This window comes from Streptomyces sp. NPDC051219 (genome assembly GCF_040682335.1).
Lineage (GTDB): Bacteria > Actinomycetota > Actinomycetes > Streptomycetales > Streptomycetaceae > Streptomyces.
This window is the reverse complement of sequence record NZ_JBFBAS010000050.1, coordinates 1-19,584: the sequence shown is the minus strand read 5'-3', so window position 1 is coordinate 19,584 and position 19,584 is coordinate 1. Positions and strand designations below refer to the sequence as shown.

18 protein-coding genes and 1 pseudogene are annotated in these 19,584 nt (G+C 69.8%); 6 read left to right on the top strand and 13 right to left on the bottom strand.

Features of this window, described 5'->3' with window-relative positions:
* Window positions 1–25 precede the first annotated feature (25 nt).
* From fbaA to AB0M62_RS31945, 6 genes are all read right to left on the bottom strand, one after another.
* Window positions 26–1,048, bottom strand: a complete 1,023-nt coding sequence (gene fbaA, locus AB0M62_RS31970; RefSeq protein ID WP_366077851.1) for a class II fructose-bisphosphate aldolase — start codon at window positions 1,046–1,048, stop codon at window positions 26–28.
* 189 nt (window positions 1,049–1,237) lie between these two features.
* Window positions 1,238–1,777, bottom strand: a complete 540-nt coding sequence (pyrE, locus tag AB0M62_RS31965; protein ID WP_366077850.1) for an orotate phosphoribosyltransferase — start codon at window positions 1,775–1,777, stop codon at window positions 1,238–1,240.
* Window positions 1,774–2,595: an aldose 1-epimerase gene (locus tag AB0M62_RS31960; protein WP_366077849.1), complete on the bottom strand. Its 822-nt coding sequence runs from the start codon at window positions 2,593–2,595 to the stop codon at window positions 1,774–1,776. The genes pyrE and AB0M62_RS31960 overlap by 4 nt, the downstream gene beginning before the upstream one ends.
* A gap of 20 nt (window positions 2,596–2,615) precedes the next feature.
* Complete coding sequence (locus tag AB0M62_RS31955) at window positions 2,616–3,557, bottom strand: SRPBCC domain-containing protein (RefSeq protein ID WP_366077848.1); 942 nt, start codon at window positions 3,555–3,557, stop codon at window positions 2,616–2,618.
* A 51-nt stretch (window positions 3,558–3,608) separates the two neighbouring features.
* Window positions 3,609–5,267, bottom strand: a complete 1,659-nt coding sequence (locus AB0M62_RS31950) for a polyamine aminopropyltransferase (RefSeq protein ID WP_366077847.1) — start codon at window positions 5,265–5,267, stop codon at window positions 3,609–3,611.
* Between the two features lie 10 nt (window positions 5,268–5,277).
* Window positions 5,278–5,856, bottom strand: a complete 579-nt coding sequence (locus AB0M62_RS31945; RefSeq protein ID WP_366077846.1) for a DUF2617 family protein — start codon at window positions 5,854–5,856, stop codon at window positions 5,278–5,280.
* 685 nt (window positions 5,857–6,541) lie between these two features.
* On the opposite strand from AB0M62_RS31945, the gene AB0M62_RS31940 reads away from it, so the two are divergent.
* Together AB0M62_RS31940 and AB0M62_RS31935 are read left to right on the top strand one after the other, a co-directional pair.
* Window positions 6,542–7,741 (top strand): pyridoxal phosphate-dependent aminotransferase, encoded by a 1,200-nt coding sequence (locus AB0M62_RS31940; protein WP_366077845.1) that lies wholly within the window; start codon window positions 6,542–6,544, stop codon window positions 7,739–7,741.
* Window positions 7,742–7,905: 164 nt separating this feature from the next.
* Complete coding sequence (locus AB0M62_RS31935; protein ID WP_366077844.1) at window positions 7,906–9,090, top strand: hypothetical protein; 1,185 nt, start codon at window positions 7,906–7,908, stop codon at window positions 9,088–9,090.
* 3 nt (window positions 9,091–9,093) lie between these two features.
* On the opposite strand, the gene AB0M62_RS31930 is transcribed toward AB0M62_RS31935, so the two are convergent.
* Both AB0M62_RS31930 and clpB read right to left on the bottom strand, forming a co-directional pair.
* Window positions 9,094–9,627 (bottom strand): YbjN domain-containing protein, encoded by a 534-nt coding sequence (locus AB0M62_RS31930; protein ID WP_366077843.1) that lies wholly within the window; start codon window positions 9,625–9,627, stop codon window positions 9,094–9,096.
* A 117-nt stretch (window positions 9,628–9,744) separates the two neighbouring features.
* Complete coding sequence (clpB, locus tag AB0M62_RS31925) at window positions 9,745–12,345, bottom strand: ATP-dependent chaperone ClpB (protein ID WP_366077842.1); 2,601 nt, start codon at window positions 12,343–12,345, stop codon at window positions 9,745–9,747.
* Between the two features lie 140 nt (window positions 12,346–12,485).
* Between clpB and AB0M62_RS31920 the strand changes: the two genes are divergently transcribed.
* Window positions 12,486–12,890, top strand: coding sequence for a TIGR03618 family F420-dependent PPOX class oxidoreductase (locus AB0M62_RS31920; RefSeq protein ID WP_366077841.1), 405 nt, complete (start codon window positions 12,486–12,488; stop codon window positions 12,888–12,890).
* Between the two features lie 165 nt (window positions 12,891–13,055).
* On the opposite strand, the gene AB0M62_RS31915 is transcribed toward AB0M62_RS31920, so the two are convergent.
* Window positions 13,056–13,376 (bottom strand): (2Fe-2S)-binding protein, encoded by a 321-nt coding sequence (locus AB0M62_RS31915; protein ID WP_366077840.1) that lies wholly within the window; start codon window positions 13,374–13,376, stop codon window positions 13,056–13,058.
* A 339-nt stretch (window positions 13,377–13,715) separates the two neighbouring features.
* Between AB0M62_RS31915 and AB0M62_RS31910 the strand changes: the two genes are divergently transcribed.
* The 3 genes and pseudogenes from AB0M62_RS31910 to AB0M62_RS31900 all read left to right on the top strand — a co-directional run bounded on the left by AB0M62_RS31910 (window position 13,716) and on the right by AB0M62_RS31900 (window position 16,492).
* Window positions 13,716–14,702, top strand: coding sequence for a helix-turn-helix transcriptional regulator (locus AB0M62_RS31910; protein ID WP_366077839.1), 987 nt, complete (start codon window positions 13,716–13,718; stop codon window positions 14,700–14,702).
* Between the two features lie 76 nt (window positions 14,703–14,778).
* Window positions 14,779–15,905: pseudogene (locus tag AB0M62_RS31905) on the top strand (alkyl sulfatase dimerization domain-containing protein).
* A gap of 200 nt (window positions 15,906–16,105) precedes the next feature.
* Window positions 16,106–16,492: a DUF4234 domain-containing protein gene (locus AB0M62_RS31900; protein ID WP_366077838.1), complete on the top strand. Its 387-nt coding sequence runs from the start codon at window positions 16,106–16,108 to the stop codon at window positions 16,490–16,492.
* A gap of 165 nt (window positions 16,493–16,657) precedes the next feature.
* On the opposite strand, the gene AB0M62_RS31895 is transcribed toward AB0M62_RS31900, so the two are convergent.
* The 4 genes from AB0M62_RS31895 to AB0M62_RS31880 form a co-directional block, all read right to left on the bottom strand.
* Complete coding sequence (locus AB0M62_RS31895) at window positions 16,658–17,107, bottom strand: helix-turn-helix domain-containing protein (protein WP_366077837.1); 450 nt, start codon at window positions 17,105–17,107, stop codon at window positions 16,658–16,660.
* 1 nt (window position 17,108) lies between these two features.
* Window positions 17,109–18,284 carry a molecular chaperone DnaJ gene (dnaJ, locus tag AB0M62_RS31890; RefSeq protein WP_366077836.1) on the bottom strand — a complete coding sequence of 392 codons (1,176 nt, stop codon included), beginning with the start codon at window positions 18,282–18,284 and terminating at the stop codon, window positions 17,109–17,111.
* A gap of 39 nt (window positions 18,285–18,323) precedes the next feature.
* Window positions 18,324–18,983: a nucleotide exchange factor GrpE gene (gene grpE / locus AB0M62_RS31885; protein WP_366077835.1), complete on the bottom strand. Its 660-nt coding sequence runs from the start codon at window positions 18,981–18,983 to the stop codon at window positions 18,324–18,326.
* A partial coding sequence (locus AB0M62_RS31880; RefSeq protein ID WP_366077834.1) for an Hsp70 family protein occupies window positions 18,980–19,584 on the bottom strand: 605 nt, incomplete at its 5' end. The genes grpE and AB0M62_RS31880, both read right to left, overlap by 4 nt.

The following is a 19,584-nucleotide window of genomic DNA, read 5'->3' as shown; positions in this document are numbered from 1 at the left end:
CGGGCCCTCCGTGGAGCGAGTGGGCTTACTTCAGCCTGGTGCCCGCGGAGCGCAGGTTCGCGCAGGCCTCGCTGACGCGCTTGGCCATGCCGGCCTCGGCGGACTTGCCCCAGCTGCGCGGGTCGTACGCCTTCTTCGAGCCGACCTCGCCGTCGACCTTCAGCACGCCGTCGTAGTTGCGGAACATGTGGTCCGCGACCGGGCGGGTGAACGCGTACTGGGTGTCGGTGTCGAGGTTCATCTTCACGACGCCGTTCTCCAGCGCGACGGCGATCTCCTCCGGCGTGGAGCCCGAGCCGCCGTGGAAGACGAAGTCGAACGGCTGGCTCTTGCCGTACTTCTCGCCGACGCCCTGCTGCAGGTCCTTCAGCAGCTCGGGACGGAGTACGACGTTGCCCGGCTTGTACACGCCGTGGACGTTGCCGAAGGAGGCGGCCAGCAGGTAGCGGCCCTTCTCGCCCAGGCCCAGCGCCTCGGCGGTCCGCAGCGCGTCCTCGACGGTGGTGTACAGCTCGTCGTTGATCTCGTGGCTGACGCCGTCCTCCTCGCCACCGGTCGGGGTGATCTCGACCTCGAGGATGATCTTCGCGGCAGCGGCCTTGGCGAGCAGCTCCTGGGCGATGGCCAGGTTGTCAGCGAGCGTCTCGGCGGAGCCGTCCCACATGTGGGACTGGAAGAGCGGGTTCAGACCCTTGGCGACGCGCTCGGCGGAGATGTCGAGCAGCGGGCGCACGAAACCGTCCAGCTTGTCCTTGGGGCAGTGGTCGGTGTGCAGAGCGACCGTGACCGGGTACTTCTCGGCGACGACGTGCGCGAACTCGGCAAGCGCGACGGCGCCGGTCACCATGTCCTTGGAGTACTGGCCACCCAGAAACTCCGCACCACCGGTCGAGACCTGGACGATGCCGTCGCTCTCGGCCTCCGCGAAGCCGCGCAGCGCAGCGTGCAAGGTCTGGGACGAGGTCACATTGATGGCCGGGTAGGCGAACTTGCCTGCCTTCGCCCGGTCGAGCATCTCGTTGTAGACCTCGGGGGTTGCGATGGGCATCTGTCCGCTCCTTGTGATGTGCGGGTACGTGCGTTGCGGGCCCTGACCTGGGGGCGACGTCGCTGTCGCGCCCATCTTTCCAGATGGTGCACCACACTCCACCCGTCGCACTGCCCCCTGCCCGTACCAAAGGCGGACCGTTTCACGTGAAACAGTCCGCCTGCGGCAAAAAGGGCAGGTCAGGCCCGGTCAGGCCAGACCCAGGTCCGAGAGGCGGTATCCGGTCAGGTACGGCAGTCCAGCCTCGTCGATCGCGCCGGCCGCACCGCGATCCACGATCGTGGCCACGGCGACGACCTCGCCGCCGGCCTCTCGCACAGCCTCTACGGCGGTCAGCGGGGAACCACCGGTCGTCGAGGTGTCCTCGACGACCAGGCAGCGACGGCCCTTCACGTCCGTGCCCTCGATCCGGCGCTGCATACCGTGCGCCTTCTGGGCCTTGCGAACGACGAAGGCGTCGAGTCGCTGCCCACGAGCGGCGGAGGCGTGCAGCATCGAAGTCGCGACCGGGTCCGCGCCGAGAGTGAGCCCACCGACGCAGTCGAAGTCGAGGTCTGCCGTCAGGTCGAGCATCACCTGACCGACCAGCGGAGCGGCCTCGCCGTCCAGGGTGATCCGGCGCAGATCGATGTAGTAGTCGGCCTCAAGACCCGAGGAGAGGGTCACCTTGCCGTGCACCACGGCCTTGTCCTTGATCTGCTGCAGCAGCTCAGCACGTACGTCAGTCATGCCCCGAGCTTAGAGGCGCCGTCCTGGAGCCGCCGCCAGGTCCACGTCGTCGCGATCTCCAGCGGTGCGATCGGCGTGACCAGTTGCGGGAGCGTGTTGATGCCGTTCGGCGGGCCCGACTGCGGCTCCACGCAGACCGCTTCCGCCTGCTCGTCGTAGATCACAACCCACTCTGCGCGACTGGTCACCTTCAGCTCCAGCCGGCCCGGCCACGTGAGTGTGACGTCCACCCCGTCGGGCATGCCGAAGCAGTCGTCCCACGGGCCCGGCTGCGGCTCGATGCGGCGTCCGGTGGGGAGGTGGTCGTCACCCCGCTCCTCCTGCCACTGCGGCGCGAAGTCGATGCGTGCGTCCTCCCCGCCGTCGCCGAGGTTCCGCAGGAACCATGGGTGCCAGCCGGCCTGGGCGGGGAACGAGTTGCCGTACGTCTCGACCCCCAGGGCGAGAGTGAGGGAGTCCTCGGTCAGCTCGAACGTCTGGGTGACCCGCCCCGGGTACGGCCAGGGCTCCACCAGGTCGTACGTGAACGCCGCCTCGCTCTTCTCCGCGCGGGCCTTCTGCCACGCGGCGTCCCGGGCAGTGCCGTGGATGGCGTGGGGCGGGGCGTTGAGCGGTAGCTGATGACGCACTCCGCCGTTGCGGAAGTGTCCGTCCTCCATGCGTCCGCACCACGGAACCATCGGAAAGGAGCCGTACTTGGCACCCTGCCGCAGCAGTTCGGTGCCGTCGATGCGCAGGCTGCTGATGCGGCAGCCGTTCTCCGGGTCGATGACCAGCTCGGCCCGGCCCGCCGCCAGTTGCGTCTGATGCGTGCTCACGCGACGACCATAACCGTGGGTCAGCGCCTGCGGCGCAGCACCCGGCCGACGACCACCGCCGAGGCGATTACCAGCGCGGCGGCCGGTGCCACCCAGCGCAGGGTGTCGGTCGTCGAACCGGAATCGGGAGCCGGCACCGGTGCGTAACGCCCACGCGGAGGTGCGTGGTCGACCTCCTCCGCGCTGCGGCCGATCATCGTGCGGCGGGCGTGCGCGGCTTCTGCGGGGAGCTCGTCGGGGACGCCGCCGAACGAGAAGTCGAGATCCTGGTCCAGGCCGGCATCCGGGCCCCGGTCGATGTCCGAGTCGTCAGAGTCGTCCTCGTCCTCGTCCGAGTCGTCGTCGCGCTCATCGATGGTGTCGTCGAGCACGGGGTCGAGGGAGGGCGGCGGCACCTCGGTCTCGAACACCGAAGCGCGCGCCTCGGCGTCCGGCGCGCCCTCGTCACCCCCGGTGTCGCCCTCCGCGTCGCCCTCCACCTCGGGTGACCCGGGTGACTGATCCGTCTCAGCCGCTGCCCCGGCCCCCGCCGCCGCGCCCGCCGCCGAAGCCAGTTGCGCCGCGAAACGGTCGAGCAGCCGTGTCGCCGCCGACTCCGCCGACTCCGCGGAGAATTCCTTGATGCGGCCGTCGCCGCCCGCCGCCCCCTCGAACGCGAGGGTCGTCCCGCTTTCCGTCGCGCGCGGCCGGATCGCCAGGGACAGCGTGACCGAACCTTGGCCACGGGCCTCCGTGCCCTCGCCCTCCACCGCGAAGTCCTCGCCCCGGGCAGCGATCCGCAGCACGCCTCGGTACGTGATCGTGTGGCCCCCGACCCGGACCTTAAGCCGTCCCGAGAGCGGGCCCGAGGCCTCGTCGGCGTCCTGCTGGAGCCCCGGGATGCAACGGGCCACGCGGGCGGCGTCCCCCAGCACCTGTCGCAGCGTCTCCGGCGGAAGCGGAACGAACACCTCATGCTTCATGACAACCGAGCCTACCCACGCCCGCCCCTCGAACACGGGGAACACCAGCATTCAGTCCGCGTATCGGGGGTGCAGCAGCGTCGAAGGCGTCAGTCCGGGCATCCGGAGCCGCTCGGTCTCGCGCGCCCCCGCCTGCAACGCGAGGGTGCTGACCGACCGCAGCCAGCGGGCGTCGTCCTGGACGGCAAGTCCCGGCGGGGTCCGGCCGGCCAGTACGAAGCCCCAGTCGCGGGGAGCTTCGTCCGCGCCGGAGGAGCGGTCGGGCCCGCCCGCGAAGCCGGAGAGCCGCCCGTCGACGCGGTAGGGGAGGGGCCGCAGGCCCGCCGCGCGCAGGGTGGACTCGACGGTCCAGAACGTACGCGGCCGGGTGGACAGCGGTCCGGCGTGCACCACGAGCCGGCCCTCGGAAGTGAGGGCGCGGGCGACCACCCCGTAGAACTCCTGTGAATAGAGCTTGGTGCTGGGGGTGATCCCGGGATCGGGCAGGTCGGAGATGACCACGTCGTACCGGCCGCTGCCCAGGGAGTCGCGCAGCCACGTAAAGGCGTCGGCGGTGACAGCACGCAGCCTGGGGTCACGGTAGACGTGGCCGTTGAGGGCGGAGAGCGCGCGGTCGGTCCGGGCCAGCCGTACGACGCCCGGGTCGAGCTCGACCACCGTGACGGAACGTACGCCGTGGTGGCGCAGTACCTCCCGGGCCGCGAGCCCGTCCCCGCCGCCCAGGATCAGCACCCGAGCGTGCGGACCGCGCATCGCGGGGTGGACCAGCGCTTGGTGGTAGCGGTGCTCGTCCAGGCCGCTGACGCGCAGCCGGCCGTCGAGGTACAGGTCGAGCGAGCCGGGGCTCCCCGCGCGGTCGCCGGTCAGGACGACCTCCTGTACGCCGGTCTGCACCGCGACCCGTACCTCGGCCCCGTAGACCGCCCGCCGGGCCGCTCGTTCGAAGTCGTCCGCGAGCGCGGTGGCGGTGGCCAGCAGGGCCAGCACGGTGACATTCGCGGCGAGCAGCCACCAGCGGGCGCGCCTGGTGAGGTCGTGCCGGAACAGCCACAGGACGAGTGCGCCTCCGGCGGCGGCGTTGATCGCCCCGGTGAGCAAGGCGCCGGTCAACTGGCCCAGTAATGGCAGCAGAAGGAACGGGAAGGCGAGGCCGCCGACCAGCCCGCCCACGTAGTCGGCCGCGAAGAGGTCGGCGACGGCACCCCCCGCGTCCTGTCGGCGGATTCGTTGGATGAGAGTCATCAGCAGCGGGATTTCGGCCCCGATGAGGACACCGATGGCGAGAGAGAAGCCGACGAGGGCGGGCCGGGACTCACCGAACCAGGCGAAGGTGGCGTACAGGGCCATCGCCGAGCATCCGCCGGTCAGCGCGAGCACCGCCTCGATCGCGCCGAAGCCCACGGCCGCGCGGACGCGGAGACGTTTGGCCAGCAGCGAGCCGATGCCCATCGCGAAGACCATGACGGAGAGCACGACGGATGCCTGCGTGACGGAGTCGCCGATCAAGTAGGAGGCGAGAGCCAGCAGTTCGAGCTCGTACACCAGTCCGCACGCGGCACAGATGAACACGGTGCCGAGGACCAGGAAGCGGCCGGCCCCGGGCCGTACGGGAATGAATGCTTCCCCCTCGGGCTCCGGCGCCGGGGCGCCGCCGGGGTCGGCGGGTGCGCAGGGGGCCTCCCCACCGCGGGCAGGGGAAGGGTCGATCATGTGGCGAACGCTACGTTACGGTCCGGGTTCGATCGGTCACCCACACGTGTGCATCTGGGACGTACCCGGTTTCAGAGCGCCGCGGGCATGCGCGCGCGATGCGCGTTCGGGTCGCGACGAGCTGGCCCTCCTGCGGATACGCGTGCCACGTCCGCCAGCGCACCTGCCCTTCGTGCCGCTGCGCCAGCATCGCCGTGAAGGCGTGCGGGCTGCCCGGGAACGTGCCGGCAAGGCCGTTGGGGTGGTCCGCGACAAGCGCGAGGAGCTCCTGCGCACGCCCCGCGAACGAGCTCTGCGAGAGCGTCTCGACGCGTGCCGCGAACTCGTACTCCCACTCCCCGACGCGCTTGGCCACACCCAGCGGCAACGGTGTGCTGCTGCCCGGCATGCACGCGACCGTCTCGGAGCAGGAGCCGCGGTCCTCCTCGACGAGCACCTGGTGCGAAGCGCCGAGCAGGCGCAACTGCAGTCGGGCTCCGGCGAGTTGAAGGTCGAGCACGGCGAGGGCGGGCAGCGGCTCCCGGCCCAGGGCCCAGGCAAGGTCGGCAGCACGCGTGTCGGTGTACTTGGTCTGGAGGGTCGTGAGCATGAATCGGCTCCGCTAGCGCGCAAGGGAGGGGTGGGCCGGAGGCGTCGCCCCCGGGCTCCCGGACTGTTTTCAGCGGGTGAGGGGGGTCGGCCGGCTCGGGTCCACAGGAAGTCCGCAGACTGCTGGTCTACACAAGCGAGGGAATCATGAAAAGCACGGCGCTCACAGCGTTATTACCCAACTTGACGTGGTTTCCATCCCCTCGGGGGCCCGACAGTTCAACTGTTCAACAACTCAGGTCACGGACCGGTCAACACGAAAGCGCCTGGCGGGAGTTGGGATCCGCCAGGCGCATATTTCATATGACGGTGCCATCGTCGGCCCCCCGCTGCCCCGTGTCAGCTGGAACCGCATCCACCGCCTCCCCCGCAGGAGGATCCACCCCCGCAGGACGACGAGCCGCTCGAACAGGAACCGCCCCCGCCGGCCCACCAGCTGCCGGACCCGGTGGTGCTCGAGCCGCCCGATCCGCCGCCCCCGCCCCAGCGGCCCAGTGCGAACCCGATTCCCACGATCAGCACCGCCACCACAGCCAGTACGAAAACGATGAGTCCCATCGCTCTCACCTGCCTTTCGTCCCCCGAAGCGAGGACCCCCGCTTCTTGTGTGACAGGGGGATGCCCTCGGCCACGCTCAGCCAAAGCACACTTGAGGAACTCCAGAGGTTCGGCCCAGGATGGCGGTCATGACAGGACGAACAGGACGGCGCCCGCTGCTCAACAGCCGCCTCGCGGCGTTCGGCACGACGATCTTCGCCGAGATGTCGGCACTCGCCGTACGCACCGGGTCGATCAACCTCGGCCAGGGCTTCCCCGACACGGACGGACCGCCCGAGATCGCCGAAGCGGCCGCGCGCGCCATCAGGGACGGCTGCGGCAACCAGTACCCGCCCGGCCCCGGCATCCCGGAGCTCCGCACGGCGGTCGCCGCACACCAGCAGCGCTTCTACGGGCTGCCGTACGACCCGGACACCGAGATCCTGGTGACGGCGGGCGCCACCGAGGCGATCGCCGCCTCGCTGCTCGCCCTGCTGGAGCCGGGCGACGAGGTGATCGCGCTCGAGCCGTACTACGACTCCTACGCGGCCTGCATCGCGATGGCGGGCGGGACCAGGGTCCCGGTCACCCTGCGTCCGCACGAAGGCGGCTTCCGGCTGGACCTGGACGAGCTGCGGGACGCCGTCACCCCACGCACCCGGCTGATCCTCCTCAACACCCCGCACAACCCGACCGGCACAGTGCTCACCCGCCAGGAGCTGTCGGCCGTCGCGGAACTGGCGGTCGAGCGCGACCTGCTCGTCGTCAGCGACGAGGTGTACGAGCATCTGTCCTTCGACGGCGGGCACCTGCCGATCGCCTCCTTCCCCGGGATGCGCGAGCGAACGGTCACCATCGGCTCGGCAGGCAAGACGTTCTCCTTCACCGGGTGGAAGGTCGGCTGGGTGACGGCCACCCCCGAGCTGGTAACCGCGGTCCGCTCCGCCAAGCAGTTCCTCACGTACGTGTCCGCGGGTCCCTTCCAGTACGCGGTCGCCGAGGCCCTCGCCCTGCCCGACTCCTACTTCCACGGCTTCCGGGAGGATCTGCGCACCAAGCGCGATCTGCTCGCCACCGGATTGGAGGAGGCCGGCTTCGGAGTCTTCCGGCCGGCCGGGACCTACTTCGTCACCACCGACATCCGCCCGCTCGGCGCGGCCACCTCCCAGGAGGGCGACGGCTTCGCCTTCTGCCGCGCGCTGCCCGAGCGCTGCGGCGTCGTCGCCATTCCGAACGCCGTCTTCTACGACCACCGCTCGGCGGGAGCGCCCTTCGTACGGTTCGCCTTCTGCAAGCGGACCGATGTCCTCCAAGAGGCCGTCACGCGGCTCAAGGCCCTGGCCGGCTGACGCGGCACAGCGAGCGGACCGGTCCCCGGGGCCAGTGGGCCGGGCGGGTGCAAAGTCGCCCCCGCACGGCCCGCCGGGCTAGCCGTCCTCCGCCGAAAGACGCAAAGTCGGCTTGTCGGACCGAGCGCAGCGCTGTGTGCAGTGCATTCCCGAGGGGCGGGCCAATGTCGACGAGTAGCACGATCACGCCCGCCCGCCGCGCCCCTGAGGCCCGTCCCCGCCCGCTGTCCCTCCCGAGTTCCGCGCTGCGCCGCGCTCTTCCCGCCCTCGGACTCTTCACGGCCGCCCGGCTGACCGGAATACTGCTGCTGTCAGCGGCCGCCTGGCGGCTCGACAGGAATCCGCTCGCGATCCTCGGCACCTCGTGGGACTCCCGCTGGTACACCGGAATCGCCGCGCACGGCTACGGCCGCTCGCTCGCCTTCGAGAGCGGCGCGATCCAGAGCGACCTGGCGTTCTTCCCGCTCTACCCCGCTCTCGTCCGGCTGCTGTCGGCAGTCCTGCCGACCGGTCCGACCGGCGCCGCGCTGCTCGTCTCGTGGGCGGCGGCGGCCGCCGCCGCGGTCGCCGTCTACCTCATCGGCGAACGACTGCACGGCCGGCGCACCGCGACCCTCCTGGTGCTGCTCTGGGGGCTGCTGCCGCATTCGGTTGTACTGACCATGGCGTACACGGAGCCGGTTCTCACGGCGCTCTCCGCCTGGGCGCTGTACGCGGTGCTCGGACGGCACTGGCTGTGGGCCGGGGCGCTGGCCTGCCTCGCCGGGCTGTCCCGCCCCAACGGCATCGCCGCCGCCGCCGCGGTCTTCCTGGCGGCTGCCTACGAGATCTGGCGGGTCAGGGGGCGCGCTGCCCCGGCGGTCTGGGCAGCCGCGGCGCTCGCGCCGGCCGGCTGGGGCGGCTATGTGCTGGGCGTGGGAGTGCTGCGAGGCGATCCGCTCGGCGGGTATTTCGCCGTCCAGGCCGGGTGGACCTCGCGCTTCGACCTCGGGCTGGGCTCGCTGCGCTTCATCAAGCACCTGCTGCGGGACCCGGACCAGCTGTCCTTCGCGATGGTGCTGGTGATCGTCGCGGCGGCGCTGGTGCTCTTCGCCCTGTTCGTACTGGACCGGCCGCCGCTGCCACTGCTCGTCTACACCGCCGTGCTGCTGCTGATCACCGTCGGCGGGTCCGGGTTCTTCGAGTCCAAGGCCCGCTTCCTGCTGCCGGCCTTCCCGCTTCTGCTGCCGACTGCCGCCGCGATGGCGAAAGCCCGGCCCGGAGCCGCGGTCGTGGTGACCGTGGCCCTGGCCGGGCTGTCGTTCAGCTACGGGACGTATCTATTGACGATCGCCCCGACACCGCTGTAGACGCTAGGCGTCGTCGCCGTCGCTGCCGCCTTCTGCGGAGTCCACTTCCTGCTCGAGGCCGAGCTGCTCCACGAGCCACTTGTCGAATTCGATCGAGGCGCGGACCCAGCTGACCGTGGACGACACGAAGTGCTCGAGGCTGACTCCGGTGCCGATCAGCATCTGCGCCTCACCGATGAGGCGGACGGAGCCGTCGTCGTGGGTGTGACTGTAGACCTTCGGCCACAGCGTGCGGCGGTTCCAGTCGTCGATCGTCTCGAGAAGCTGGGGCTTCTCGTCGATCTTGTGCGGGCGGTCGTAGAACGTCCGTACCGAGAAGACCTGCTGGTCGTCCTCGCCGCGGAACATGAAGTACGTGCGGAATTCCTCCCACGGCGCCGCGAGGTCACCCTCGTCATCGACGACGTACTTCAGCTCCATTTGGTCGAGGAGCTGCTTGACCAGGTCCTGGTCGGGGACGACGGGGCCCGCCGGTCCTGTGGCCTGCGGTTCGGGCTGGCCCCCGAAATTCGGAATCGAGGACGGGTCGATGCTCACCGTGTATTTCCCTTCGTACGGTTACCGCCATCCTCCCCCATGCCGGGAGGGGAGTGGCAACCCCGGACGACTACGATCCGCTGCGGGCTGACAGGATTTCGTCTCCGGGCGCCCGCGTCACTGCGCCTTGCCGACGATCAGCCCGCCGCCCGCAACGTCCACCCGGACGGTGTCGCCTTCGGTGACCTCGCCCCCCAGGATCTCCTTCGCGAGCCGGTCGCCGATCGCCGTCTGGACCAGCCGGCGCAGCGGCCGCGCTCCGTACGCCGGATCGTTGCCCTCGTCCGCCAGCCAGGCCAGTGCGGCCGGAGTGACGTCGAGGGTGAGCCGGCGTTCGGCGAGTCGCTGGGCCAGTCGGCCGATCTGGAGCTCCGCGATGTGCGCCAGCTCGTCCTTGGTGAGGGCCGAGAAGACCACAAGGTCGTCCAGCCGGTTCAGGAACTCCGGCTTGAAGGCCGCCCGGACCGCGTCCAGGACCCGCTGCTTCTTCTCCTCCGCGCCGGTCAGCGGATCGACGAGGAACTGGCTGCCCAGGTTCGAGGTCAGCACCAGGATGGTGTTGCGGAAGTCCACCGTCCGGCCCTGGCCGTCCGTCAGCCGCCCGTCGTCGAGCACCTGGAGCAGGACGTCGAAGACCTCGGGATGGGCCTTCTCCACCTCGTCGAGGAGCACCACGCTGTACGGGCGCCGGCGCACCGCCTCGGTGAGCTGGCCGCCCTCCTCGTACCCGACATAGCCGGGCGGGGCCCCGACCAGCCGCGCAACGGAGTGCTTCTCGCCGTACTCGCTCATGTCGATACGGACCATGGCCCGCTCGTCGTCGAACAGGAAGTCCGCGAGCGCCTTGGCCAGTTCGGTCTTGCCGACACCGGTCGGGCCCAGGAAGAGGAACGATCCGGTGGGCCGGTCGGGGTCGGCGATTCCGGCACGCGTACGGCGTACCGCGTCGGACACGGCGCGGACGGCCTCGGTCTGGCCGATCAACCGCATGCCCAGCTCCTGCTCCATGCGCAGCAGCTTCTGCGTCTCGCCCTCCAGCAGCCGCCCGGCCGGGATGCCGGTCCAGGACCCCACCACGTCCGCGATGTCGTCCGGCCCGACCTCCTCCTTGACCATGGTGCTTTTCGTACCGGCGGTCATGGCGGCCTCCTGCTCGGCCGCCGCGGCCGCCTCCAGCTCGCGCTCCAGGCCGGGAATCTCCCCGTACAGCAGCTTGGACGCCGTGTCGAAGTCGCCGTCGCGCTGGGCACGCTCGGCCTGACCGCGCAGATCGTCGAGCTTCTCCTTCAGCTCACCGACCCGGTTGAGGCCCTCCTTCTCCTTCTCCCACCGGGCGGTGAGGCCGCGCAGATCCTCTTCTTTGTCGGCGAGGTCGCGTCGAAGCTTCTCCAGCCGCTGCTTCGATGCGGGATCGGACTCGTTCTTGAGCGCAAGCTCCTCCATCCGGAGCCGGTCGACGGCACGCTGCAACTCGTCGATCTCGAGCGGTGACGAGTCGATCTCCATTCGCAGCCGGGACGCTGCCTCGTCCACCAGGTCGATGGCCTTGTCCGGCAGGAAGCGGGAGGTGATGTAACGGTCGGACAGGGTCGCCGCGGCCACCAGTGCCGAGTCGTTGATCTGCACCTTGTGGTGGGCCTCGTACCGCCCCTTGAGGCCACGCAGGATTGCGATCGTGTCGTCCACGTTGGGCTCCGCGACCAGCACCTGCTGGAAGCGGCGCTCCAGGGCGGGGTCCTTCTCGATCCGCTCCCGGTACTCGTCGAGCGTCGTCGCGCCGACCATGCGCAGTTCGCCGCGCGCCAGCATGGGCTTGAGCATGTTGCCGGCGTCCATGGAGGAGTCGCCGCCGGCGCCCGCGCCGACGACCGTGTGCAGCTCGTCGATGAAGGTGATGATCTGGCCGTCGCTGGACTTGATCTCGGCCAGGACGGTCTTCAGCCGCTCCTCGAACTCACCGCGGTACTTGGCGCCCGCGACCATCGCGCTGAGGTCCAGGGCGACCAGCCGCTTGTTCTTCAGCGACTCCGGCACGTCCCCCTTCACGATGCGCTGGGCGAGCCCCTCGACCACGGCGGTCTTGCCGACACCGGGCTCACCGATGAGCACAGGGTTGTTCTTGGTGCGGCGCGACAGCACCTGCACCACACGACGGATCTCCTGGTCCCGGCCGATGACCGGGTCGAGCTTGCCCTCACGGGCGGCGGCCGTGAAGTCCGTGCCGAACTTCTCCAGGGCCTTGTACTGACCTTCCGGGTCCGGAGTCGTCACGCGGCGCCCTCCCCTGCTCTTCTCGAACGCGTCCAGCAGCTTCCTGGCGCCGGCTCCCTGCCGCTCCAGCAGTTCACCGGCCTGGCCGCCCTTGGCGGCGATACCGATGAGCAGATGCTCGGTGGAGAGGTAGTCGTCGCCCAGCTCCTTGGCCCGCTGCGCGGCGTCGGCGACGACGGCGAGCAGCTCACGGTTGGGCTGCGGGGGCGCGACGGTGGACCCCGTGACACTGGGCAGCGCGGCCAGCAGCCGCTCCGCCCCCGACCGTACGGCAGCCTGGTCCGCGTCGACGGCGGCCAGCAGGTCGGTGATGTTCTCGTTCTCCTGGCCCGCGAGCAGCGCCAGCAGCAGATGCGCGGGGGTCAGGTCGGGGTGTCCGTCCTGTACCGCCCTGCTGGTGGCCGTGTTGAGTGCCTCCCGGCTCTTGTTGGTCAGCTCGGCATCCACGTGTGCTCTCTCCTCCTCGGCGTGGGGTCTCTCTCCTGAACTCTGATTCAGTCAGCGTACACAAAGTTGAGTCTACTCAACTCAATCCAGCAGCGGGGCCGGAAGCCCGTCCGGACTGCCGCCCGGATTACGCTTCCGGCATGGCCACCGACGTTCGCGACCCCAGCCCCGAGTACCTCGCCTTCTGGCGTGAGTACCACCTGTGCACGCTGACCACGATGCGGCCCGACGGCACGCCGCACGTCACTCCGGTGGGCGTGACGTACGACCCCGAGGCTGGTCTGGCCCGGGTCATCACCGGCAAGCACCGCACCAAGGTCGCCAACATCCTGGCCGCCGGCCCGCAGGGCGCGCCCGTCGCGGTGTGCCAGGTGGAGGGGCGGCGCTGGGCCACCCTGGAAGGGCGCGCCGTGGTCCGTACGGAACCGGAACTGGTCGCAGACGCGGTGAGCCGTTACGCGGAGCGCTACGGGCGCACGCCGTCACCCAACCCGGACCGGGTCCTCATCGAGATCACCCTGGACAGGGCGCTCGGCAGGGGCTGAGTACTTCGGGCGGAGCGGGCCCCTCGGGCGGAATGAGCGGCTCGGGGGAAACGAGCCCCTCGGACGGAATCCGCACAGCACAGCGGCGCCATCGTGTTCAGGTCCACGATGGCGCCGCTGTGTGGGGGAAGCGCCTGAGCGATTGTTAACGACGGGGGAATCGCGTCAGGCACTGCGGGGGGTGGCGGTGATGGTTTCGGGCTCGGCCAACTGGTGATCGCGCTGGTCGAGATTGACAAAGACCATGCCGTAGCGAATGGCACAGCGCACGGGCTGCGGGGCGCCCCGGGGCCGGCGAAGGCACCGGTAGGCCCGGACGTCCTCGTCCTCCTCGCGTACGACCACGACCGGCTCGCCGAAGAGGGTGACCATCAACGAGTCGCCGCTGTGGGGGATCGCGGTGACCAGGTCGATGAAGTGCCACCCGGACCGGTAGGCCGTGGCCATCTCGCGCCGGAAGGACCGGTCGTCCGGTGGCACGGTCATGCGTCTGTGGAGGCCGAGGTTGCCGGGAGGCTGCCCCAGCCACTGTCCGCAGGCGCGCTGCCCCAGCCGCTGTCCGCGGGCGCACTGCCCCAACCGCTGTCCGGCGGACCCACCGTATCGGCGCCCAACCCCGCGCCGCTCAGGGCCCCGAGGGCCACAGCCGCGGAGAAGGCAACGGCAAGTACCGAGCGAAGCAATCTCTTGTACATAGTCGGCTTCGTCCTCACTTGATGGATTCCTCTCCCCCGCGTCACAAGACGATGGCTCATTCAGGCATGTCAATGCCACAGGGACGATGCATCATGTTCCTGCACGTACAGGTTCCTGGGGGGTGGAGATTTGTCCATAAACGACTCAAAGTCGACACATCCCCACCCGGTTACTGCCCTGTGTGACGAGGGGGCGCAGCTTTACGCCAGCGCTCTGAGCTCGGGGCGGATCGCCCGGGTAGAGGTGAAGGCAGCCCCATGCCTGCTGGAGTTCGCCCTGCTGCACCCCGATCCGGACGATGCGAACTGGCTCCGTCCTGTTCCTCCGTCCGTCGCGCTGGCGCAGCGACTCCACCCCATCGAACGCGAGATTCAGGACCGCAGACGGCACTCGGTCGAACTGACCGAATCGTTTGAGCCGTTCATGGCGATCAGCGCGCTGACTCCGGCACCCACCCACGCGATCACTGTGCTCGAGGGACCCAACCGGATCAATGCGGCACTCAATCTCGCCACCGCCGAGTGCCACACCGAGATGCTCACGGTCCAGCCCGGAGGGCGACGCAGTGAGCACATACTCAGTCAGGCCCTGGAGCGTGACAGCCCGTTGCTCGACCGTGGCGTCAGCATGCGCACGCTTTACCAGCACACCGTCCGGCACAGCCAGGGGACCATGGCCTACGTGGACCGCATAGCCGGCGGCAGGGTGGAGATCCGTACCCTCGAAGAGCTCATCGAACGGCTCATCATCTGCGATCAGACGGTGGCCTTCATCCCTGCCCGCGACGACCAACAGGTCGCGCTGGAACTGCGCCACCCCGGCCTGGTCCAGTACCTGATCAAGGTCTTCGAACAGTTGTGGCGGCGCGCCACTCCGCTCACCGAGAACGTGTCGTACGACCACACGCCCGACGGCATATCCGGCGTCCAGCGCTCCATCGCCAAGCTGCTCATCGAGGGCCATGTCGACGAGGCCATCGCGCGCCGGCTCGGTATGAACGTCAGAACCTGCCGGGCCCATATCGCCAAACTCGCCGCCGCGCTCGGCAGCGGCAGCCGGGCCCAGCTCGGCTACCTCATCGCACAGTCGGGAATCCTGGGGGACGACTGCCACTGAGCACCGCACGCCGGCCCGTACCCCGAGTGCTTATCCCAAGCGGCGCATACAGGGCATCTCTGGCAGCCTCGGTGCCATGGACGCTCTCCCCTTCTCCGACCGTCAGGACTACGAGGACGCGGACCGCGGCTTCATCCGCGCCCTCTCCCCCGGCGTCGTCAAGAACGCCGCCGGAGACATCGTCTGGGACAGCGACGCCTACTCCTTCCTGACGGGCGACTGCCCGGAGACCGCCCACCCCGGCCTTTGGCGGCAGGGGCAGCTGACGGCCCGCCAGGGGCTCTTCCAGGTCACCGACGGCGTCTTTCAGATCCGCGGACTCGACCTGTCCAACATGACGGTCGTCGAGGGCGACCGAGGCGTGATCGTGATCGACCCGCTCATCTCCACCGAGTGCGCGGCCGCCGCCCTCGCCCTCTACCGCGGGCATCGCGGCGACCGGCCGCCGATGTCCGGCACACCCGTGGCTACCACGGCTCGCTCAGCCACAACGTCAAGGCCATCTACCAGCGCTACATGGGCTGGTTCGACGGCAACCCCGCCCACCTGTGGGAACACCCGCCGGCCGAGAACGCCCGGCGGTACGTCGACTGCCTCGGCGGCATCGAGGCGACCCTGGTCAGGGCGAAGTCCTACGCCGAGGAGGGGGACCTGCGCTTCGCCGCGACCCTCCTCGGGCACGCGGTGTTCGCCGAGCCGGACAACGCCGGCGCCCGTGAACTCCTGGCCTCCGTCTACGAGAGGCTCGGCTACGGCAGCGAGAACGGAACGTGGCGCAACTTCTACCTGACGGGCGCGAGGGAACTGCGCGAAGGCGTCCAGCCGGTAGCCATCGACACCAACAACCCGGAGCTGACGGCAGCGCTCACCACCGAGCAGCTCATCGACTCCCTCGCGGTACGCATCAACGGGCCCCGTGCCTGGCACGAACACCTCGTCGTCGACTGGGTGCTGACCGACGAAAACCTCCGGCACCGGCTCACGCTCTCGCACGGAGCGCTCACCCACCTCGCCCGTCCCCTTGCCGAGCCGGCCAAGTCGGCGGCCGCCCTCACCCTCACCCTCACCAAGGGCCAGTTGCTGGGCATGTTCGCCGGCCAGGGCCTGGAAGAAATCAAGGTGGACGGCGATCCGCGAGTGCTCGCACGGCTGTTGTCCTTCCTGGACGAACCCGACAAGGGCTTCGCGATCGTCACACCTTGACGCCCGGAATGCGCGTTGTAATGAACTCGTAATGCCCTCGCGCGTCAGGGAGATGACCAAAGCCCATACGCTCCGTAAGCCGGTGGCCTCAGCAGCAACATGAGAAACACGGGCAACACATTCATTCCTGCTTCCCGTGGGGCGGTCCAGCCGAGGCGGGCAGCAGGAAGCACGCCAAGCATGTAAATAGGGGAAGACTGATGTCCACCGACGTACGCCCGTCCACGTCCGCGCCCGCCGGCGCTCCCTCCAGCCCGGTCGGAGTCTGGCTGCTCAGCCTGGTCACCCTCGGTATCTACTGGCTGTTCTGGTACTACAAGGTCAACAAGCAGGTGAAGGAGATCGACCCGACCATCGAGGTCAAGCCCGGCATGGCCGTGGTCGCCGTCACCCTCGGCTTCCTCCTGATCGTCCCGCCGTTCGTGTCCATCGTGAAGACCGGCTCCCGCATCGCCCAGGCGCAGCGCGCCGCGGGCGTCACCGCGGACTGCTCCGGCGGCATCGGCCTGCTCCTGAGCTTCGTCCTGAGCCTGACGCCGCTCTACTACCAGAGCAAGCTCAACACGGTCTGGGCGCCGCGCGGCTGACCCGTCGCCACCCCGTCACTCTGCCCCGCACGCCCTTCCGTGCGGGGCAGAGTGCGTTTTCGTGGCCGACCTCGTCGCTCCGGTTTGCCGCACAGACGGGAAGGACCCCGCCGGTCACCCGGCGGGGTCCTTCCGTGCTGCTTCGTACTGCTCCGACCGCCCGGCCTAGTCGGCCGCCGACCGCTTCGGCCGCCACACCACGAGCGCGCTCGCCCGCTGCGCGTCCTGGTACGGGACCAGGTCCCGCCGGTACGAGGCGTGGACCTGGGCCTCGCGCTGCTGCATCGCGACAGCCGCCCCCTCGACCGCGGCCGAGAGCTCGGCGACACGCTGCTGGAGCGCGGCGACCTGGTTCTCCAGTTCGATGATCCGCTTGATGCCGGCCAGGTTGATGCCCTCGTCCTGCGACAACTGCTGGACGGTGCGCAGCAGTTCGATGTCACGGGCCGAGTAGCGGCGGCCCCGCCCGGCGGTACGGCCGGGCGAGACCAGACCGAGCCGGTCGTACTGCCGAAGGGTCTGCGGGTGCAGACCTGAGAGCTGAGCGGCGACCGAGATGACGTACACCGGGGACTCGTCGGTCAGCTCGAACGGGTTGCGACGTCGCGGATCCATCTCATGCTCCCTTCGCGGCCTGGAACAGCTCCGCCCGCGGATCCTCCTCCGCGGTCGCCTCACGGTAGGACTCCAGCGCTTCCTTCGCCTTGTCGCTGAGGTCCGTCGGTACGGCGACCTCGACGGTGACCAGCAGGTCTCCGCGGGTCCCGTCCTTGCGCAGCGCTCCCTTGCCGCGGGCGCGCATCGTACGGCCGTTGGGCGTCCCGGCAGGCAGCTTCAGGGTGACCGGCGGACCGCCCAGGGTCGGCACCTTCACCTCGCCCCCGAGCGCCGCCTCCGGATAGGTGACGGGCACGGTGACGGTGAGATTGTCGCCCTTGCGGCCGAAGACCGGGTGGGCGTCGACATGGACGACCACGTACAGGTCGCCGCCGGGCCCGCCCCGCTCGCCGGGAGATCCCTTGCCACGCAGCCGGATCCGCTGGCCGTCGGAGACGCCCGCCGGAATCCGCACCTGCATGGTCCGTGAGGACTTGGCCCGGCCGCTGCCTTTGCACACCTCACAGGCGTCCTGGGCGATCAGCCCACGGCCCTTGCAGTCCGCGCACGGGTCGGTGAGCGAGAAAGAGCCGCTGCCGCCCCGGCTGACCTGGCCGGTACCGACACAAGTCGGGCACACGCGTGGCGTGCCGTGCTTGTCGCCGGTGCCGGAGCACGCCTTGCAGGGCGCCTGGCTGGACATCCGCAGCGGGACCGTGGCCCCGTCGACGGCCTCGGTGAAGCTGAGCGTCACCTCGGACTCGATGTCCTGGCCGCGGCGCGGCTGGGTGCGCGTGCCCGGGCCGCCCCGGTTGAACAGGCCACCGAAGACGTCTCCCAGGCCGCCGCCGAAGCCGCCGGCACCCGCGCCCCCGCCCTGGGCGCCGCCGAAGAGGTCGCCGAGGTCGAAGTTGAAGTTGCCGCCGGCCCCGCCGGGACCGGGACGGAAGCCTCCGTTGCCGAAGAGGGCGCGAGCCTCGTCGTACTCCTTGCGCTTCTTCGGGTCACCGAGGATGTCGTTCGCCTCGGAGATCTCCTTGAAGCGCTCCTCGGCCTTGACGTCACCCTTGTTGGCGTCCGGGTGGTACTCGCGGGCGAGCTTCCGGTACGCCTTCTTGATCTCGGCCTCGGTGGCGTCCTTCGGGACGCCGAGGACCTTGTAGTAGTCCTTCTCGACGAAGTCCTTGGTACTCATCCCCGACGTCCCTCCTTCCTGCTCCTGCTACTGATGACGTCAGCCCTCGTCCGGGCCACCGTTCTCCTCGTCGTCGTCCGCCTTCGCAGCCTGCGCCCCGGGCTGGGGCTCGGCCACCGCGACACGCGCGGGACGGATGGTCCGCTCGCCGATCCGATACCCCGGCTGCAGGATCGCGACGCAGGTCGTCTCGGTGACGTCCGGTGCGTAGCTGTGCATCAGGGCTTCGTGGATCGTCGGGTCGAAGGGCTCGCCCTCCTTGCCGAACTGCTGCAGACCCAGCTTCGCGGCGACCGTCTCCAGGGATTCGGCCACCGATTTGAAGCCGCCCACCAGCTCGCCGTGTTCACGGGCGCGGCCGATGTCGTCGAGTACGGGAAGGAGCTCGCTCAGGAGGCTCGCGACAGCGATCTCCTTGACCGTGACCCGGTCCCGCTCCACGCGACGGCGGTAGTTCTGGTACTCGGCCTGCAGCCGCTGCAGGTCCGCCGTGCGCTCGTTGAGCGCCGTACGCACCTGGTCCAGCTGCGCGGTGAGTGCGACTTCCTGCAGGTCCCCGGCCGGGGCCGCCGGGCCCGCCTCCTCGGAGGAGGCGGCCCCTTGGTTCTCGGACGCCGCGGACTGAGTCGCGGCGTCCTCGGGGGTGGCGCCGGAGGGGACATCAGGCTTCTCGTCGAAACCCGGGGTCTCCTCCGTCACGCGGCACCACCCTTACGGTCGTCGGCCTTCTCGTCGTCGACGATCTCGGCGTCCACCACGTCGTCGTCGGCGGCCTTGGCGTGGCCGGCTCCGTCCGGACCCGGCGCCTCCGCGCCCGCGCCGTCGGCCTGGGCGTTGGCGTACATGGCCTGGCCCAGCTTCTGGCTGACCGCGGCGACCTTCTCCGTGGCGGTGCGGATCTCGGCGGTGTTGTCGCCCTCACCGGACTCGCCCTTGAGCTTGTCCTTCAGCTCGCCGACGGCGGCCTCGACCTCGGCCTTGACGTCACCGGGGACCTTGTCCTCGTTGTCCTTGAGGAACTTCTCGGTCTGGTAGACGAGCTGCTCGGCCTGGTTGCGGGTCTCGGCGGCCTCGCGGCGCTTGTGGTCCTCGTCCGCGTACTGCTCGGCCTCGCGCATCATGCGGTCGATGTCGTCCTTCGGCAGCGCGGAGCCACCGGTGACGGTCATCCGCTGCTCCTTGCCGGTGCCGAGGTCCTTGGCACCGACGTGCATGATGCCGTTGGCGTCGATGTCGAAGGTGACCTCGATCTGCGGCACGCCACGCGGGGCCGGCGGCAGGCCGGTCAGCTCGAACATCC